General features: G+C 72.1%; 17 protein-coding genes and 3 tRNA genes. 7 read left to right on the top strand and 13 right to left on the bottom strand.

Annotated elements, in window-relative coordinates; translation table 11 throughout:
• The 4 genes from C7C45_RS05365 to C7C45_RS05350 all read left to right on the top strand — a co-directional run.
• Nucleotides 1-233, top strand: a 233-nt coding sequence (locus tag C7C45_RS05365; protein ID WP_425271110.1) for a cold-shock protein, incomplete at its 5' end; no start/stop codon positions are given.
• Between the two features lie 54 nt (nucleotides 234-287).
• Nucleotides 288-2,657, top strand: a complete 2,370-nt coding sequence (locus C7C45_RS05360; RefSeq protein ID WP_110562487.1) for an RNA degradosome polyphosphate kinase — start codon at nucleotides 288-290, stop codon at nucleotides 2,655-2,657.
• Nucleotides 2,658-2,681: 24 nt separating this feature from the next.
• Entirely contained in the window at nucleotides 2,682-4,202 is a 1,521-nt protein-coding gene (locus C7C45_RS05355) for a CYTH and CHAD domain-containing protein (RefSeq protein WP_110562486.1), read from the top strand.
• Nucleotides 4,190-5,068: an NUDIX hydrolase gene (locus C7C45_RS05350; protein WP_110562485.1), complete on the top strand. Its 879-nt coding sequence runs from the start codon at nucleotides 4,190-4,192 to the stop codon at nucleotides 5,066-5,068. Before C7C45_RS05355 ends, C7C45_RS05350 begins: the two co-directional genes overlap by 13 nt.
• 184 nt (nucleotides 5,069-5,252) lie before the next feature.
• Here the strand turns inward: C7C45_RS05350 and C7C45_RS05345 are convergent, their stop codons facing one another.
• The 3 genes from C7C45_RS05345 to leuC form a co-directional block, all read right to left on the bottom strand.
• Nucleotides 5,253-5,939 carry an HU family DNA-binding protein gene (locus C7C45_RS05345; RefSeq protein WP_208641067.1) on the bottom strand — a complete coding sequence of 229 codons (687 nt, stop codon included), beginning with the start codon at nucleotides 5,937-5,939 and terminating at the stop codon, nucleotides 5,253-5,255.
• 172 nt (nucleotides 5,940-6,111) lie between these two features.
• On the bottom strand, nucleotides 6,112-6,699 hold the full coding sequence (gene leuD / locus C7C45_RS05340; protein ID WP_110562483.1) for a 3-isopropylmalate dehydratase small subunit: 588 nt from the start codon (nucleotides 6,697-6,699) through the stop codon (nucleotides 6,112-6,114).
• 14 nt (nucleotides 6,700-6,713) lie between these two features.
• Nucleotides 6,714-8,159: a 3-isopropylmalate dehydratase large subunit gene (leuC, locus tag C7C45_RS05335; RefSeq protein ID WP_110562482.1), complete on the bottom strand. Its 1,446-nt coding sequence runs from the start codon at nucleotides 8,157-8,159 to the stop codon at nucleotides 6,714-6,716.
• A 49-nt stretch (nucleotides 8,160-8,208) separates the two neighbouring features.
• Between leuC and C7C45_RS05330 the strand changes: the two genes are divergently transcribed.
• Nucleotides 8,209-8,895 (top strand): IclR family transcriptional regulator, encoded by a 687-nt coding sequence (locus C7C45_RS05330; RefSeq protein WP_110562481.1) that lies wholly within the window; start codon nucleotides 8,209-8,211, stop codon nucleotides 8,893-8,895.
• Nucleotides 8,896-9,063: 168 nt separating this feature from the next.
• Here the strand turns inward: C7C45_RS05330 and C7C45_RS05325 are convergent.
• From C7C45_RS05325 to C7C45_RS05310, 4 genes are all read right to left on the bottom strand, one after another.
• Nucleotides 9,064-9,136 (bottom strand) — tRNA-Glu (locus tag C7C45_RS05325).
• Nucleotides 9,137-9,286: 150 nt separating this feature from the next.
• Nucleotides 9,287-9,359 (bottom strand) — tRNA-Glu (locus C7C45_RS05320).
• 134 nt (nucleotides 9,360-9,493) lie between these two features.
• Nucleotides 9,494-9,565: transfer RNA gene (locus C7C45_RS05315), tRNA-Gln, on the bottom strand.
• 108 nt (nucleotides 9,566-9,673) lie between these two features.
• Entirely contained in the window at nucleotides 9,674-10,477 is an 804-nt protein-coding gene (locus C7C45_RS05310) for a fumarylacetoacetate hydrolase family protein (protein WP_110562480.1), read from the bottom strand.
• A gap of 175 nt (nucleotides 10,478-10,652) precedes the next feature.
• Here C7C45_RS05310 and C7C45_RS05305 point away from each other — a divergent pair, with 175 nt between their 5' ends.
• On the top strand, nucleotides 10,653-12,167 hold the full coding sequence (locus C7C45_RS05305) for a hypothetical protein (RefSeq protein ID WP_110562479.1): 1,515 nt from the start codon (nucleotides 10,653-10,655) through the stop codon (nucleotides 12,165-12,167).
• A 34-nt stretch (nucleotides 12,168-12,201) separates the two neighbouring features.
• Nucleotides 12,202-13,068, top strand: a complete 867-nt coding sequence (locus C7C45_RS05300) for a 3-methyladenine DNA glycosylase (RefSeq protein WP_110562478.1) — start codon at nucleotides 12,202-12,204, stop codon at nucleotides 13,066-13,068.
• Nucleotides 13,069-13,083: 15 nt separating this feature from the next.
• Here the strand turns inward: C7C45_RS05300 and arfB are convergent, their stop codons facing one another.
• From arfB to C7C45_RS05270, 6 genes are all read right to left on the bottom strand, one after another.
• Nucleotides 13,084-13,509 (bottom strand): alternative ribosome rescue aminoacyl-tRNA hydrolase ArfB, encoded by a 426-nt coding sequence (gene arfB / locus C7C45_RS05295; RefSeq protein ID WP_110562477.1) that lies wholly within the window; start codon nucleotides 13,507-13,509, stop codon nucleotides 13,084-13,086.
• Nucleotides 13,510-13,543: 34 nt separating this feature from the next.
• Nucleotides 13,544-13,840, bottom strand: coding sequence for a hypothetical protein (locus C7C45_RS05290; protein WP_110562476.1), 297 nt, complete (start codon nucleotides 13,838-13,840; stop codon nucleotides 13,544-13,546).
• A gap of 110 nt (nucleotides 13,841-13,950) precedes the next feature.
• A complete protein-coding gene (locus C7C45_RS05285) occupies nucleotides 13,951-14,805 on the bottom strand; it encodes a S1C family serine protease (protein WP_110562475.1) in 855 nt (284 codons plus the stop codon).
• Nucleotides 14,806-14,843: 38 nt separating this feature from the next.
• Nucleotides 14,844-15,803: a VWA domain-containing protein gene (locus tag C7C45_RS05280; RefSeq protein ID WP_110562474.1), complete on the bottom strand. Its 960-nt coding sequence runs from the start codon at nucleotides 15,801-15,803 to the stop codon at nucleotides 14,844-14,846.
• The gene (locus C7C45_RS05275) at nucleotides 15,800-16,828 is read right to left on the bottom strand and encodes a DUF58 domain-containing protein (RefSeq protein WP_110562473.1); all 1,029 of its coding nucleotides are present in this window, start codon (nucleotides 16,826-16,828) and stop codon (nucleotides 15,800-15,802) included. Before C7C45_RS05275 ends, C7C45_RS05280 begins: the two co-directional genes overlap by 4 nt.
• A complete protein-coding gene (locus tag C7C45_RS05270) occupies nucleotides 16,825-17,874 on the bottom strand; it encodes an AAA family ATPase (protein ID WP_110562472.1) in 1,050 nt (349 codons plus the stop codon). Before C7C45_RS05270 ends, C7C45_RS05275 begins: the two co-directional genes overlap by 4 nt.
• Nucleotides 17,875-18,076: the final 202 nt, after the last annotated feature.

Genomic DNA, 18,076 nt, shown 5'->3' with positions numbered 1-18,076 from the left:
CCCCGCGGGCTGACCCGCCGGTGTACGGTGCCTGCATGCAGGGCACGGTGGCCAGCTACGACGCGGCGACGCGCAGCGGAGTCCTGCTGCTCGACGACGGCACCGAGATGCGCTTCCCCGCCCGGGCCTTCGACGCCTCCGGGCTGCGGCTGCTCCGGCTCGGCCAGCGGGTTCGCATCGACACCGATCCCGACGGCGAGGTCGTCCGGGTGACATTGCCGACGATGATCTGAGCCAGCGAGCCCAAGTTCATTTTGCGTTTACCGTAATCGGGTGATTATGAGCGGGTGAGCACCCCTCGCGAGCATCCGGTCCGCCCGTCCGCCACCGACCCCCGCAACGGCTCCCGCGTACGCGGCACCGACGGCCGCTTCCGCCCGTCCCGCGCCGAACGGGCCGGTGCGGCCCGCGCCGACACCCTCGCCGACGACCCCGGTGGCGCCTCCTCCGGGCTGGACGAGGTGCTCGACCCCGGGCCGACCGCCGAGGCGGACGGACCGGCCGCCGTCGACGTCCACCCGGTGCTGCCGAGCGACCTGCCGACCGACGCCGAGCAGGGGGACGAGGACGACGACGAACCGCCGACGGCCCCGCCGCTGCCGGAGGACCGTTTCCTCAACCGGGAGCTCTCCTGGCTCGACTTCAACGCCCGGGTGCTCACCCTGGCCGAGGACCAACGCACCCCGCTGCTGGAACGGGCCAAGTTCCTGGCGATCTTCGCCAGCAACCTCGACGAGTTCTACATGGTGCGGATCGCCGGGCTGAAGCGGCGGCTCTCCGCCGGCCTGCCGGTGCGCGGCGGGGACCGACTGCCCCTGCGTACCCAGTTGGAGCTGATCGCCGAGCGGACCGCCGAGCTGGGCGCCCGGCACGCCGCCTGCTTCGTCGACGACGTGCTGCCCAAGCTGGCCGACGAGGGCATCCGCATACTGCGCTGGGCCGAGCTGGGCGATCCCGAGCGGGAGCGGCTGCGCACCTACTTCCGGGAGCACATCTTCCCGGTGCTGACCCCGCTCGCCGTGGATCCGGCGCACCCGTTCCCGTACATCTCGGGGCGGTCGCTGAACCTGGCGGTGGCGGTTCGTGACCCCGACGGCGGTTCCGAGCTGTTCGCCCGGGTGAAGGTGCCCAACAACGTTCCCCGCTTCGTGCGCGTGGACCGGGACCAGCCGGGCGTACGGATGCTGCCGGTGGAGGACCTGATCTCGGTGCACCTGGGCCAGCTGTTCAGCGGCATGCAGGTGGTCGAGTGCCACCTGTTCCGGGTCACCCGCAACGCCGAGGTGGAGGTCGACGAGGACCGCGACGAGGATCTGCTCCAGGCCCTGGAACGGGAGCTGGCCCGGCGGCGGTTCGGCCCACCGGTCCGGTTGGAGGCGGCCGCGTCCATCTCCGACCACATGCTGGAGTTGCTCGTCCGCGAGCTGGACATGAACGAGCAGGACGTGCTGCGGGTACCCGGACTGCTGGACCTGTCGGCGTTGTGGCAGGTCTACGGCGAGGCCGACCGGCCGGACCTCAAGGACCCGCCGTTCGTGCCGTCCACCCATCCCCGGCTCGCCGAGGGCGAGGTGCCGCGCAGCGTCTTCTCGACCCTGCGGGACGGGGACATCCTGGTGCACCACCCCTACCACTCGTTCGCCACCAGCGTGCAGCGCTTCATCGAGCAGGCCGCCGCCGATGAGAACGTGCTGGCCATCAAGCAGACCCTCTACCGCACCAGCGGCGACTCCCCGATCGTCGACGCGTTGGTCGACGCGGCCGCCGCCGGCAAGCAGGTGGTGGTGCTGGTGGAGGTGAAGGCCCGTTTCGACGAGGTGGCCAACATCGGCTGGGCGCGCACCCTGGAACGCGCCGGCTGCCACGTGGTGTACGGCCTGGTCGGCCTGAAGACGCACTGCAAGACCGCGCTGGTGGTCCGCCAGGAGGGCAACCAGATCCGCCGCTACTGCCACATCGGCACCGGCAACTACCACCCGAAGACCGCCCGCCTGTACGAGGACTTCGGCATGCTCACCGCCGACCCGGAGATCGGTGCCGACCTCACCGACCTGTTCAACGTGCTCACCGGCTACAGCCGGCAGACCGCGTACCGGCGGTTGCTCGTTGCTCCGCAGGGCATCCGCAGCGGCCTCATCGAGCGGATCGAGCGGGAGATCTCCCACGTCCGGCTGGGCATGCCCGGCCTCGTCCAGTTCAAGGTCAACTCTCTGGTCGACGAGGGGGTGACCGACGCGCTGTACCGGGCCTCCCAGGCCGGCGTGCACGTCGACCTGCTCATCCGGGGCATGTGCACGCTGCGCCCGGGGGTGCCGGGGTTGTCGGACAACATCCGCGTCCGCTCGATCCTCGGTCGTTTCCTGGAACACTCCCGGGTCTTCCGGTTCGGCAACAACGGCGAGGCCGAGTTCTGGATGGGCTCGGCCGATCTGATGCACCGCAACCTCGACCGCCGGGTGGAGGCGCTGGTGCAGGTGACCGACCCGATCGCCCGCGCCGAGCTGGACCACGTCCTGACCGCCGCGATGAGCCCCGACGTGGACGCGTTCGAGTTGGCCGGCGACGGCACCTGGACAAGGCGCACCGGCAGTGATGACGCCGCCCGGGTGCATCTGCAGGAACTGCTGCTGCACCGCGTCGGTGGCACGGCCAGTTGACCGATCAGCGCATAGGCTGAACCGATGGTCGAGGAGGAACAGAAGTACGAGGTGGACGACGCCTACGTGCTGCCGGACCTGACCGCCACATCCCCGGCCGGAGGTCGGGTCCGGGCGTTGCCACCGGTGACGCTCGTCGCCCGTTACCTCGACACGGTCGACCTGCGGCTGGCCCGCGCGGGCGCCTCGCTGCGCCACCGCCGGGGCGACGAGCTGCCCTGGACGGTCAAGCTGCCGACCGGGACGCCGGGCGTCCGGCACGAGGTCTCCCGCCCCGGTCCGGCGGGTCAGCCACCTCCGGATCTGGTGGAGTTGGTCACCGTCCTGCACCGTGGGGCCCCGCTGGCCCCGGTGACGGTGGTGCGCACCCTCCGGCACGCGTACGAGGTGTGTGACGCCTCCGCCACGGTGCTCGTCGAGGTGGTGGACGACCGGGTGACCGTGCTCGACGACGCCGGTGCCACCACCGGCACGTTCCGCGAGTTGGAGGTGGAGCTCAAGGCCGGCGACCGGAAGCTGCTCGACCGGGTCGGCGCGGTGCTGCGCGAGGCTGGTGCCCAGGGTGGCGCGTTCACCCCGAAGCACGTACGCGCGCTGGGCGCGACCGCGCAGGCCGATCCGGACCTGGTCGCGCCGACGGGGCTGACCGCCGAGCCGAGCGCCGGCGACGTGGTGACCGAGGCGGTCCGCAAGGAGGTCCGCCGACTGCTGGCCCACGACCCGCTGGTCCGGCTGCGCGCCCCGGCGGCTGGCGGCGACACCGCCGTGCACCAGATGCGGGTTGCCTGTCGACGCCTGCGTAGTGATCTGCGCACCTTCAAACCGCTGGTCCGCAAGACCTGGGCCCGTCCGCTGCGCGACGAGCTGCGCTGGCTGGCCGGTGTTCTCGGCGCGGCCCGCGACGCCGAGGTGCTGCGCGAGCGACTCCGCAAGACCGCGACCGCCGATCCGCTCAGCCCGCTCGACCAGGGCGCGGTGGATCGGCTGGACGAGGTGCTCGCCGGACGGCAACGACGGGCACTCACCGGCATCGACGAGGCGCTGCGCTCCGCGCGCTACCTGGCCCTGGTGGACAACCTGGTGCTGGCCGCCCGCGCGCCCCGGCTCACCCGTCGGTCGGCCGCCCCCGCGGCGGAGGCGCTGCCCGCGTTGGTGGCTCGGCCCTGGAGGCGGCTGGCCGGGCCGGACGGGGTCGACGGGCTCGACGCCCAGTCACCCGACGACCGCTGGCACGCCGTGCGCAAGGAGGGCAAACAGGCCCGGTACGCGGTCAACGCGGTGGCACCCACCGTCAGCAAGGGCGCCCGCCGGTTGTCCCGCGCCCTCGCCGACGTGCAGGACGTGCTCGGCGAGCACCAGGATGCGGCCGTGGCAGCGGACACCTGGCTGGAGATCGCCGCCGAGCGGCCGGACGACCACGAGCTGGCGGTCACCGCCGGGCGGCTGGCCGAGCGTGAACGCCAGTCGGTCCGCCGGATGCGGGATCTGTTCCCGGCTGCCTGGCACCGGGCCACCCGGCGACGGCGGACCAGTTGGCTGCCGTGACCGGCATCCGGGCGGCGGGCGGGGTGGCCTGGCGGCCGACCTCCGACGGCGTACGCGTCTGCGTGGTGCACCGCCCCCGCTACGGCGACTGGACGCTGCCGAAGGGCAAGCTGGAGCCGGGTGAGCACGCGCTGGCGGCGGCGGTCCGCGAAGTCGCCGAGGAGGCCGACGTGCGGGGCGTACCGCAGGTCCGGCTGCCGTCGGTGCGCTACCGCAGCGAGGGGCAGGACAAGCTGGTCGACTACTGGTCGATGCTCGCGGCGGCCAGTGGCGGTTTCCAACCGGACACCGAGGTGGACGACATCCGCTGGCTCGCGGTGGACGACGCGATCCGGTTGGTCAGCTACCCCCACGACGCCGAGGTGCTGGCGGCGTTCGCCGCGCTGCCGTCGGTGACCGCGACGGTCGTGCTGGTCCGGCACGCCCACGCCGGTAAGCGGGCCACCTGGTCCGGCCCGGACGTCGGCCGCCCCCTGGACGCCGAGGGGTGGGCCCAGGCGACCGCGCTGGCCGGCCTGGTCGCCCTGATCCGGCCGGCCCGGTTGGTGTCGGCGTCACCGCGACGCTGCGTACAGACACTGGATCCGGCGGCCGCGCTGCTGGACCTGCCGATCGAGGTCTGCGGCGACCTGGACGAGCCACAGCCCGGCCAGCAGAGCGACGAACGGATCCTGGCAACCGCCGCCACGCTTCTGGAACTGGCCGGCGCCGGCGGGCAGGTGGCGGTGTGCAGCCAGGGAAAGGTGCTGCCGGGCGCCCTGGAGCGGTTGACCGGCCGCGCCGACGAGGACTTCACCACCCCCAAGGGCGGCGGCTGGTTGCTCGCCTTCACCGCCGACCGGCTGCTGGCCGCCGACCGCCTGTAGGGCCGTCCCTTCCGGGCGTCGGCGGGGCGGAAGGGTGCGGGACACCGCAACCGGTGTCGGCGTCGGCGGGCCGGCGGAGGGGGCCGGCACGGCGATTCCGCGCGACCGAAACGAGCGGGTCAACGGTCCGCGTACGCGGAAAGGGCGTCCACCCACGGGTGGACGCCCTTTCGCGCAGGGTCGGTCAGCGCTTGCTGGCCGCCTTCTTGGCCGGAGCCTTCTTCGCCGGCGCCTTCTTGGCCGCCGTGCTCTTGCTCGCCGCCGCGGTGGTCTTCTTCGCCGCGGTCGACCTGGTCGCCGCGGTGGTCTTCTTCGCCGCGGCAGTGGTCTTCTTGCTGGCGGCCGTCTTGGTCGCCGTGGTGGTCTTGCTCGCCTTGGCCGGGGCGGTCTTCTTACTGGCGGCCGTCTTGGTCGCCGTGGTGGTCTTGCTCGCCTTGGCCGGGGCGGTCTTCTTGGTGGCGGCCTTGGCCGGGGCGGTCTTCTTGCTGGCCGCCTTGGCCGCGGTCGCCTTGGTGCCCGCCGCCTTGGTGCCGGCCGTCTTGGCCGTGGCGGTGGCGTTGGCGGCCTTCTTCGTCGCCACCGTGGCCTTCGGCACCTTGCCGCTGGCCACCATTTCCTTGAACCCGGCGCCGGGGCGGAAGGTCGGCACGGATGTCTTCTTGACCTTCACCGCCTCGCCGGTACGCGGGTTGCGCGCTGTTCGCGCGCCACGCACACGCTTTTCGAATGCTCCGAATCCGGTGATCGCCACCTTCTCGCCCTTGGTGACCGCCGCCTGGACCTCGGTGAGGACCGCCTCGAGGGCGTTCGTCGCCGTCTTCCGGTCCCCCAGGCGAACGGCGAGCGCCTCGATGAGCTCGGCCTTGTTCACGACTTCCTCCCGATTGTGCAACTGACTCGTCGCGAGCCATTCTGCGCGCACCGTATGCCCTGTGCTGCCGCTACACAAACATTCGGTGGAAAAAAGCCCTTGTGTCGTAACGGATTCGCCCCCACCGGTCAGGCCGGTGGGGGCGGATTCTGCTGCGCGGGCGGGTCTTGGGCTATGCCACGGAGGGCAGGAACGGCAATCGGCGGGCCTCGTAGGCGTCGATCTCGGTGCCGTGCCGGAGGGTGAGTCCAATGTCGTCCAAGCCCTCAAGCAGCCGCCAGCGGCTGAAGTCGTCCAGCGGGAACGACCAGCTGGCGTCCCCGGCCCGGAGCTGGCGGGCGGTCAGGTCGACCGTCACCGGGGTGGTCGGTTCCGCCTCGACCAGATCCCACAGTTCCTCGACGGCCTTCAATTCCAACTCGACCGGCAACAGGCCTTCCTTGAGGGCGTTGCCCCGGAAGATGTCACCGAACCGCGGTGCCACCACCGCGCGGAAACCCCAGTCCCGTAGTGCCCAGACGGCGTGCTCCCGGGAGGAGCCGGTGCCGAACTCCGGGCCGGCGAGGAGGATCGACGCTCCGGAATAGGTTTCATCGTTGAGCACGAATGTGGGATCTTCCCGCCAGGCGCTGAACAAGCCGTCGGCGAAGCCCGTCCGGGTCACCCGCTTGAGGTACACGGCCGGGATGATCTGATCGGTGTCCACGTTGGACCGGCGCAGCGGCACGGCGGTGCCGGTGTGGGTGGTGAACTTGTCCATCTCCTCGGTCCCTTCTACAGGTCGGCGGGGGCGGCCAGCCGGCCGACCACGGCGGTGGCGGCGGCGACCGGCGGGGAGACCAGGTGGGTACGCCCACCCCGGCCCTGCCGGCCCTCGAAGTTGCGGTTCGAGGTGGAGGCGGAGCGCTCACCCGGCTTCAGCGTGTCGGGGTTCATCCCCAGGCACATGGAGCAGCCGGCGAACCGCCACTCGGCACCGGCGTCCGCGAAGACCTTGTCCAGCCCTTCGGCCTCGGCGGCCTCCCGCACGGCGGCGGAACCGGGCACCACGAGCATCCGGACGCCCTCGGCGACCTGGTGGCCGCGCAGCACGTCGGCGGCGGCCCGCAGGTCCTCCAGCCGGCCGTTGGTGCAGGAACCCACGAAGACCACGTCGATGGGCAGGTCCCGCAACGGGGTGCCGGGACGCAGGTCCATGTACTCCAGCGCGCGCCGGGCGGCGGTGCGCTCCGAGTCGGTGACGAAGTCCTCCGGGTCCGGCACGGGGGCGCTCAGCGGCGCGCCCTGCCCCGGGTTGGTGCCCCAGGTGACGAACGGCGTGATCCGGCTGGCGTCCAGGGTCACCTCGGCGTCGAAGCGCGCGCCCTCGTCGGTGGGCAGCGTCCGCCACCACGCCAGCGCCGCGTCCCAGTCCGCGCCCTGCGGCGCGTTCGGTCGACCCTTGAGGTACGCGAAGGTCGTCTCGTCCGGCGCGATCATGCCGGCCTTGGCACCCCACTCGATGGACATGTTGGCGATGGTCATCCGCCCCTCCATGGAGAGGGCCTGGATCGCCTCGCCGCGGTACTCGACGATGTGCCCGCGCCCCCCGCCGGTGCCGACCTGGGTGATCAGCGCGAGCACCAGGTCCTTGGCGGTGACGCCGGGGGCGAGGCGCCCGGTGACGTTCACGGCCATCGTCTTCGGCCGGCTCTGCGGCAGCGTCTGGGTGGCCAGTACGTGTTCCACCTCGCTGGTGCCGATGCCGAAGGCGAGCGCACCGAACGCGCCGTGGGTGGCGGTGTGCGAGTCGCCGCAGACGATCGTCATGCCCGGCTGGGTGAGGCCGAGCTGCGGGCCGATCACGTGCACGATGCCCTGGTTGTCGTCGCCGAGCGGGTGCAGCCGCACCCCGAACTCGGCGCAGTTGCGGCGCAGGGTCTCGATCTGCGTACGCGACGTCGGGTCCGCGATGGTGAGCAGGTCACCGCGGCGGAGGCGGAACGCCGGGTCGGCGTACCCGGTCGGGGTGTTGTGGTCCTCGGTCGCGAGGGTCAGGTCGGTACGACGCACCCGGCGCCCGGCGAGCCGCAGCCCGTCGAACGCCTGCGGGCTGGTCACCTCGTGCAGCAGGTGCAGGTCGATGAAGAGCAGGTCCGGCTCACCAGCGGCGGACCGTACGACGTGCGCGTCCCAGACCTTCTCGGCCAGGGTCCTCGGCTCAGGAGTGACTCCCACCATCTGGACATCCTAAATTCTGGGAGGTAAGTTTCGGCTTGTGGGACACAGTATGAGCGGTGTCGGCGTTCTCGACAAGGCGGTGGTCATCCTGGCCGCCTGTGTCGACGGCGCCAGCCTGGCCGAACTCGTTGATCGCACCAAGCTGCCCCGAGCCACCGCACATCGGCTGGCCCAGGCTCTGGAGATTCACCGGATGCTGGTCCGGGACACACAGGGCAGGTGGCGCCCCGGCCCCCGTCTGGGCGAGTTGGCCAACGCGGCACCGGACGTTCTGCTGACCGCCGCCGAGCCTCTGCTGGCCGCGCTGCGCGACGCCACCGGTGAGAGCGCACAGCTGTATCTGCGCCGCGCCGACGAGCGGATCTGCGTGGCGGCGGCGGAGCGCGCCAGCGGTCTGCGGGACACCGTTCCGGTCGGCTCGGTGCTGCCGATGACCGCCGGCTCGGCGGCCCAGATCCTGCTCGCCTGGGAACCGCCGGAGGCGGTGATGCCGCTGCTGCCACGCAGCAAGTTCACCGGTCGTACCCTCGCCGAGGTGCGCCGTCGTGGCTGGGCGCAGAGCGTCGCCGAGCGGGAGGCCGGTGTGGCGAGCGTCTCCGCCCCGATCCGCGACCGCACCGGCCGCGTCATCGCCTCGGTGAGCATCTCCGGCCCGATAGAGCGCCTGGGCCGCCGCCCCGGCGAACGCCACGCCATGGCCGTAGTAAGAGCAGGCCAACGCCTCTCCGGCCTCTAACCCCCCTCCCCCCTCCCCCTCCCCCCGCCTCTCCGCGGTGATCAAGAGGTTTGCGTCATGACACGCCGAGGCTGCTGACGCAAACCTCTTGATCACCGCGAGCAGAAGGGGTGGGGGTGGGGGGAAGCGAAAAGGCTCGTCTCGCGAAGCGAGACGAGCCTTTGGTTGTAGCCCCGACCGGATTCGAACCGGCGCTACCGCCTTGAGAGGGCGGCGTCCTGGGCCACTAGACGACGGGGCCAGAACTTTGCTGTTCACCGCCCTCGCGGGCGGTGCGGTTGTAGTCTAGCGGCACCGCCCGTTGGCACAATCACCGGGTGCGAGCCCCCGTGGCACCGGAGCAGACAACGAAACAGCCCGCCTCACCAGGTGAGACGGGCTGTGCACAATGTAGCCCCGACCGGATTCGAACCGGCGCTACCGCCTTGAGAGGGCGGCGTCCTGGGCCACTAGACGACGGGGCCAGAACTACTTCTGCTCCCCCACCCCTGCGGGCGGAGGAGCTGTACTCTACCGGATCACTCTCCGCCCCCCGGAAGGGGCGGAGTCGAACTCCGTCAGAATCCAGCGTCCGGAATTCTCGCGAATTCCGGTAGCGCTGGGGTACCAGGACTCGAACCTAGACTAACTGAACCAGAATCAGTCGGGCTGCCAATTACCCCATACCCCATTGGCCCCTTGCGGCGCCGGGAGTGAACTTTACCCTCCCGGTGCCAGCAGGCCAAATCCGATCCCCCCGAACCACCTCTGAGCTGCGGAAACAGGGGCATCGGACGGATCAGGCGACGGGAACCACCGGGTTGGTGAGCTCGCCGATGCCCTCGATCCGCACGGTGACGGTATCCCCCTCGACGAGCGGGCTAACCCCTGCCGGCGTGCCGGTGAGAACGACGTCGCCGGGCAGCAGAGTCATCACGTGCGAGATGTACGACACGAGGCCCGCCACGTCGAAGACCATGTCCTTCGTGCGGCCGAGCTGACGTACCTCCATCTCCTCCGGATTGCGACCGACCTCACACCGGATCTCCAGGTCGGAGACGTCCAGACCGGTGGTGATCCACGGGCCGATCGGGCAGAACGAGTCGAAGCCCTTGGCCCGGGTCCACTGCCCGTCGGAACGCTGGAGGTCCCGAGCGGTGACGTCGTTGGCGCAGGTGTAGCCGAAGATGGCGCGTTCGGCGGCGGCCCGGTCGGCGCGGCGCGCACCCGGCGCCCCGATCACGACCGCGAGCTCCGCCTCGTGCTCGACCTGCTTCGAGAAGATCGGCAGTCGGATGGCGTCCCGGGGACCGATCACCGAGGTGGACGGCTTGAGGAAGAGCAGCGGCTCCTTGGGCACGTCGTTGCCGAGTTCGGCGGCGTGGTCGGCGTAGTTGCGACCGACACAGACGACCTTGCTGGGCAGGATCGGGGAGAGCAACCGGACATCGGAGAGGGCCCAACGGGCCCCACTGAAGGAGAGTTTGCCGAACGGGTGGCCCTCGATCTCGGCGATGGTCAGGCCCTGCGGCCCGGCCTCCGGTTCGCCTTCGACGGCACCGAACGACATTCCCTTGGCATGGGCGAAACGAGCGATACGCACCCGGCCAATCTAGCGCCGCCGACACCTCCACCGGCCAGGACCGGCCGTCGGGTGTGCGCAACGCGTCACCGCGCGGGCACCCTACCGGAGCTGGAGGTGACCGGGGCGGGCTTCCCGACTTCGTACCCGCACGGACGCAGCTCGCCCCTAGCGTCGGCTCCGGAGGTTCGTTCGTATGCCTGCATCGACACGACACCACAGAGCCCTCGCAGTGTTCGTGCACTGCCTCGGCATCCTCGCCGCCGTGCCGGCCCTGCCGGCGGTGGCCCCGGAGGCGGCGGCCGCGCCACGACCACCCGCCGCCACCGGACCAACGGCGGCCACGCCACCACCGGGCACAGCACCAGCACCGGGCAGAACGCCGGCACCGGCCACCACACCAGGGCCGGCGGCCACACCACGACCGAGCGCCACGACGCCCGGGGTGCGGACGTCCGCGCCGGCAGGGGTCACGCAGCCACCGGTGGCGGTGCTCGCGCGGGTGGCCGCCGAGCCGACCCCGCCCTCGGCGCCACCGGCGGTTGCTCCGCCCTCGCGGGGACCGGCGAAGGCACCCCCGCAACAGGTCACGGTGGCGGTCGCCCCGGAGAGCAGCCCCGCGCCGAGGTACCGGATCCAGGTGCGCAACGTGGGCAACGCGCCGGTGGAGACCACCGTGCGCCAGGAGTTGCCGCCCGGCTCGTCGCCGACCGCGATCAGCGCCGGTGGCCGATCCACCCGGGCTGGCGGGTCCACCACGGAGGTGACCTGGCGGTTGCGGCTGCCGGCGCACAGCACCACCACGCTGGGCACCGCGCTCGCCGCGACCGCACCCGGTCAGCCGCTGACCGCGCCTACCTGCGCGTTCACCAGTGACGGAGCCCGACCGTTCGACTGCGCCACAGCCACCTGGAAGGCGGCGGCGGCACCGGCGGCCGAGGTCTCCGAGGCGCCGCCCTGGCGCCGGTACCCGGTGCTGCTCGCCGGTCTGGCCGTCCTGCTGCTGGTCAGCGCCGCCCTGGTCTGGGTGTGGCGACGTCGGCGTGGGCGTCGGGTGACGGCCGCCGCACTGGCCACCACGGGCGGCGGGCCCGACGGTGGTCGCGGGACGATCTATCCGCGTCCGGCAGCCCCGAGCACGGCGCGGCGTCGGCGTACCCCGCCGGTCTGGTTGGTGGTGGGTGCGGCCGTGGCGGTACTGGCCGCCATCGTCGGCACCGCGGGATGGACGGCGACCCGACAGGTTTCGGAGATCGACACGCAGAAGCAACCCACCAGCGGCGCGTGGATGGGCACCGGGGTCACCGGACCGGTGGGTGTGCCGCTTCGCGAGTCGGCGTTCGAGTTCACCGTGTACAGGATGTCCTGCGGCGCACCCGGCACCGCCGGGAAGCCTGCCGACGGCGGCGCCACGCCGCCCAACGGTCGACGTTGTCAGGCCACCGTTGGTGTGCGCAACGTCACCGGCGACCACCAGCCCTGGCACAGCCAACTACAACGGGCGTACCTGCCGGGCGGCCGCTGGGTGAGCACCGACGAGTCGGCCACACGGGCGGCGAACCTGGGTCGGGACGTCTTCGCCGACCCGATGGCCGCGGGCACCCGAATGGTGCTTCCGCTGGTGTTCACCGTCGACGGGCGGGACCAGCCCCAGCAGTTGGAGCTGCGCAGCGGGGTGTTCTCCGCCGGCGTTCGGGTGCACATGCCCTGACCGGTCAGCGGGCGGCGGTCGTACCCTGGGGTGCGTGACCGCCGCCCTCGCCCCCGCCGTGCTCGACGTGGGCCAGTGGCAGGCCCGCCGGCGTGCCCACGAGGAGCGGGTGGACGTCTGGCTGACCCCGCACCTGGCCCGCCGGCGGCGCGGTGAACGGCATCCGGTGGCCGACTTCCTCTTCACCTACTACTCGCACCGCCCGGCCCAACTCCGCCGCTGGCACCCGGGCGCGGGGGTCGAGCTGCGCGACGCCGATCCGGCCGAGTTCGGCCGGGACTACCGCGCCACCGCCGCCGGGGTCACCCTCGACACCGATGGGGTACGCGAGCGGCGCGGCGAGTCGATCGCCTGGATCCGCTCCCTGCTGGCGGCCACCGCTGGGCGAGCGCCACACTTCGGCTGCTTCGGGATGCACGAGTGGGCGATGGTCTACCGGCAGACCCGTGACGAGCTGCGGCACAACGCCTGGCCGCTGCGGCTGACCCCGGAGGGGACCGCCGCGGTCGTCGAGGAGCGGGGCGTGCGGTGCAGCCACTTCGACGCGTTCCGGTTCTTCACACCGCCGGCCCGGCCGTTGAACCTGCTCACCCCGACCCGGGAGACGCAGCACGCACTCGAACAGCCGGGCTGTCTGCACGCCAACATGGATCTGTACAAGTGGGCGTACAAGTTGTCCCCGCTGGTCGACTCGGAGCTGGTGGCCGACGCGTTCGACCTGGCCAGGGACATCCGGACGCTGGACATGCGGGCCAGCCCCTACGACCTGGCAGCACTCGGTTACCCGCCGGTGCGGGTGGAGACGCCGGAGGGCCGCGCGGAGTACGCGGCGGCGCAGCGGACGTTCGCCGACCGGGCCGCGGTGTTGCGCGACCGGCTGCTCGCCGCCGTCCCGGCCTGAGCCGGGGGCTGCCGACTAGTCGCCGTCGGCGCGGCGGTCCCGTTTGCGCTGGGACTGGCGTTTCTTCTCGGCCAACCGTCGCTCCTTGGCTCCACGGGACGGGCGGGTCGCTCGGCGGGGCGGCGGTGGAGGTGCGGCGGCCTCGCGCAGCAGCGCGGTCATCCGTTCACGGGCCGCCTCCCGGTTGGCCAACTGGGCCCGGTGCTCGCTGGCGGCGATCGTCAGCACCCCGTCGACCAGGCGGTTGGCCAGCCGGTCCAGCGCCCGCGACCGCAGCCAGTCGGGCACCGACGGCGAGTTGGCCAGGTCGTAGCTCAACTCGACCCGGGAGTCCGCGGTGTTCACACCCTGTCCACCCGGCCCGGACGAGCGGGAGAAGCGCTCCCGCAGCTCCCCGGCAGGGACGACCCACCGGTCGGTCACCCGCAGTCCGTCGTCCACGCCCCGAGGCTAACCCGCGACGATCCGGCAGGGGTCATCGGTGCGGGGTCTCACTCTGCGTCGGGGACTGGCTGGGCACCGGCCCGGCGGTCTCTTCGTCGTCGCCGACCGCCGCGTACGCCACCGCGCCGAAGAGCAGCAGCGCGATCACCCCGGCCTTCACGGCGACCCCACGGATCAGCGCCCAGGCGCCTCGACGGGCGCCCGGCACCGATTTCTTGACGGTCTGGTAGTCGTTCCACCCGCGTCGTGCCCGGGCGTACGCCGACCCCACTGCGATTCCGATGACCAGGCCCACCAGCAGGAGGACCGCGAGAAGAGGACGCTCCACCTCCGCCAGTATCCGGATCGACCGTAATATTTCCATGGCCCGATGCCGTCACGCCGGATATCTGACAGTGACAGCGTTCCCATCGCGCGCGACAGGGCTGTCCGAGCAGGTCAGCCGCCCTTGCCGATGATCGTGTCGGCGGTCTGCTGCACCTGGTCGATCGGGATGGCGAACCCGATGCCGATCGAGCCGCTCCCGTCGATGGTGGCGATGGCGGTGTTCACCCCGACGACCTCACCGCGGGCGTTGACCAGTGGCCCGCCCGAGTTACCGGGGTTGATGGACGCGTCGGTCTGCACCGCGCTGTGCCGGTTGTCGCCCAACCGCACCTGGCGGTCCAACGCGCTGACGATGCCCGCGGTGACGGTTCCGGCCAGACCGAGCGGCGAGCCCACCGCGAGCACCGGCTCACCGACCCGGGTCGCGCCCGGCTTGGCCAGGGGCAACGGGGTGAGACCGGCCGCTGCCGGCACCTTGAGCACCGCCAGGTCGCTGCGCGGCTCGCGTCCGACCACCTCGGCGGCGAACCGGCGACCGTCGGGCAGCTCCACGGTCACCGGCCCGCCACCGCCCTTGGCCAGGATGTGGTCGTTGGTGATCAGATGCTGCTGGTCGTCGATGGCGAAGCCCGAGCCGGTCGCGGACCCGCCGTTCGCTCCGCCGGCCAGCACCGACACCACCCCCGGTACGGTCCGCTCAGCCGCGGTGACCAGTTCGGCCGGCACCGGGGCCGCGGACGCGGCAGCCGTGCCCGGACCCCCGTCCCGGGCGGCCACCACACCGCCGGCGACGGCGCCCGAGAGGGCGGAGACCGCCACCACGGCCAGCGCGGCGAGCAGCCGTCGCGGCCGTCGCCCGCCCGGGTCACGCTCGGGCGCGTCCCACCACCCGCGCCCGTCCGGGTCGAGTTGCGGTGAGATGAACCAGGGACCGCGCGGTTCGCCCAGTCCGGTCTGCACTGCCATGCGTACTCCTCACGGTCGACGTCGGTTGTGCGCGGTGGTCAGGGCAGCCGGGAGAACCAGCGCATCGAGCCGACGGCGGCACCCATCGCGAACACCAGTCCGAGGCCGATGAACCGGGCCGAGACGTCCTGCCGCTCGGTGCGGTAGCCGACCGAGCTGCCGATGTCGTCGTAGACGGCCCGCAGCTCGTCGGTGGTGCTGGCCTCGTGGAACATCCCGCCGGTCTCCTCGGCGACCGCCCTGAGGGTCTGCCCGTCGACCGGCACCTGGATGGGCCGTCCACCCCGGTCCACGAACCCGGAGGGGGTGCCGAAGGAGATGGCGTGCACCGGCACCTCCGCCGTCACCGCCTCCGCCGCCGCCTCCATCGGATCCATTCCGGAGGTGTTGGCGCCGTCGGAGAGCAGGATGATCCGGGCCGGTGGTGTCTCCTTCGCGGCCGCGCTGTCGAGGCTCTTGACCGCGCCGAGCGACGTGTTGATCGCTTCGCCGATCGCGGTGCCCTGCACGCCGGTGATTCCCTCGGCGAGTCGGCCGATCCCCTCGTCGAGGACGTCCCGGTCGGTGCCCGGCGGCACCAGCACGGCCGCGCTTCCGGCGAACGCGACGAGACCCACGTTGAACTCGTCGGGCAGGCCCTCGACGAAGCGCCGGGCCGCATCCTTCGCCGCGGCCAACCGGTCCGGCTCGACGTCGGTGGCGAGCATCGACGTGGACACGTCCACCGCCACCATCACCGTGGCGCGTTCCCGGGGCACCCGGACCTCGGCGCTCGGGCGGGCGAAGCCGACCACCAGCAGCGCCAGCATGGCCAGGAAGAGCCCGGCCGGTACGTGTCGACGCCAGGCGGGTCGCTCCGGCGCCACCCGGTCCAGCAGCCGCAGGTTGGTGAAGCGGACCGCGTAGCGGCTGCGTCCGCGCTGCATCACCAGGTACGCGACGACCAGGGCGAGCACGCCGAGCAGCAGCCAGAGGCGAAGCGGCGACTGCCAGGTCACGCGGCACCTCCCCGTCGGCCGGCCGGCGCGGCCGCCATCCGGCGCTGCGCGTGTACGTGCCGGACGATGTCCGCGCTCCAGTCCCGATCGGTGCGCAGGGCCAGGTGGGCCGCACCGCTGCGGCGCAACGACTGGCGGACCTGCTCGCGCTGGGCGGAGGCTGCCTCGGCGTACCGCTCGCGCAGCCGGCGGTCCGATGTGCACACCTCGCGGCGGCGGCCGGTCTCCGGGTCGACGAGCGTGATCAGGCCGACGTCCGGTAGCTCCAGCTCACGCGGGTCGGTCACCTCGATCGCCAGCACCTGGTGCCGGGCGGCGAGCCGACGCAGGGTCCGCTCCCAGGGTGCCGGCTGGCCGGGGTCGTCGGGCAGTCCGTCGAGGAAGTCGGAGACCACCACGACCAGTCCACGTCGGTTGGCGATCCGGTGCAACGCGTCGAGTCCGTCCGCCAGATCGGGCGGTTCGGCCGACACGCCGGCCGCCCACCCCGACCGATCGTCGGTCGCGCTGGGGCGGGGGGCGGCGAGCAGCGCGCGCAGCAGAGCAAACAGATGGGTACGCCCGCTGCGGGCCGGGAACCGGCGTACGCCGTCGGCACGCAGCACCTGGGCGCCGAGTCGGTTGCCGACGCCCGCGGTCAGGAAGCCCACTGCCGCGACCGCGGCGACCGCCAGTTCCCGCTTGTCCAGTTCGGCGGTGCCGAACTCCATGCTGGCGCTGCCGTCGACCAGCAGCCAGGTGGTCAGTTCCCGGTCGGCGTCGACCTGACGGACGTGCGGCACGGCGGTGCGGGCCGTCACCGCCCAGTCCATCCGACGGACCTCGTCCTCGCCCGGCCGGTATTCACGACTGCCGGCGGGTTCACTGCCCGGGCCGGGCAGCAGGCCGCGGTACTGCCCGTGCAGCAGGCCGTTCAGTCGGCGCGTGACGGTCAACTCCAGACGGCGCAACCGCTGATCGGGTGCCAGCTCGGCCAGGCCGGGATCAGCCTGCGCAACAGCCGGCGCGACTTTCGCGCGTCTCATGCCGCCGCCAGATCCGGCGCCTGCTGTGGGTGCCCGGCCGCCAGCCGGGGCGGTGGCACCGCCTCGACCAGCCGCCGCACCAGGCTCTCCGCCGACACACCGTCGGCCACCGCGTCGAAGGAGAGCACCAGCCGGTGGGCGAGGACGTCGACGGCCAGCTCACGGACGTCCTCGGGCAGCACGTACTCCCGCCCGCGCAGCAGAGCCTGCGCCCGGGCGGCCGCGACGAGGCCCAGGGTGGCGCGCGGGCTGGCCCCGTACGCCAGCAGCGGGGCGATCTCCGGCAGGCCGAACCGGCCCGGGTCACGGGTGGCGAGAATCAGCCGCACCACGTACTCGGCCAACGCGTGGTGGACGAAGACCCTCTCGGCCTGGGCCTGGAGGTCCCGCAGCCGTTGCGCGTCGAGCACCTGGCGCGGGCTCGGCCGGTCGGTGCTCATCCGGTAGAGGATGGCCAGCTCGTCGGCGTCGCTGGGGTAGTCGACCACCACCTTCATCAGGAACCGGTCGCGCTGCGCCTCCGGAAGCTGGTAGACGCCCTCGGACTCGATCGGGTTCTGGGTGGCCAGCACCAGGAACGGCTCCGGGACCGGCCAGCTCCGCCCGCCGATGGAGACCTGCCGTTCGGCCATCGCCTCCAGCAGCGCGGACTGCACCTTTGCCGGGGCGCGGTTGATCTCGTCAGCCAGCACCAGGTTGGCCATGATCGGGCCCAGTTCGATGTCGAAGGTCTCCTTGGAGGCCCGATAGATTCGGGTGCCGACGATGTCGCTGGGGACCAGGTCCGGGGTGAACTGGATCCGGGTGAAGGTGCCGCCGACCACGGTGGCGAGGGTCTGCGCGGCCAGGGTCTTGGCCACCCCGGGCACGCCCTCCAGCAGGCAGTGCCCATTGGCGATCAGTGCGGTGAGCAGGCGTTGGACGAGCCGATCCTGCCCGACGATCACGCGTTTGACCTCGAAGAGAGTCTGTTCCAGCTCGACGCCGGTCGGTTCGGGTTCGACCGAGCTGGGCATGCTGGCCAGGGTGTCCGAGATGTCCGTCACGGTGCTTGCTTCCCGGGCCAGGGGCCTGGCAAACGTGGGATTGTGCGGCCCGGACAGGCCCGGAGCAGCCCGAACGGGGATGAGCCGCACGGAAGGGTGACGATCGGCACGAGCCGACCAGGAAGAGCCGGAGACCGTCCACGGACGGCTCATCCACTCCGTTTCGCCGACATGGCGGTGTCCGCGACGAGGGAAAGCACAA

The organism is Micromonospora arborensis, assembly GCF_003205615.1.
In the GTDB taxonomy this organism is placed as follows: domain Bacteria; phylum Actinomycetota; class Actinomycetes; order Mycobacteriales; family Micromonosporaceae; genus Micromonospora; species Micromonospora arborensis.
This window is presented reverse-complemented; position numbering and strand designations above follow the sequence as displayed.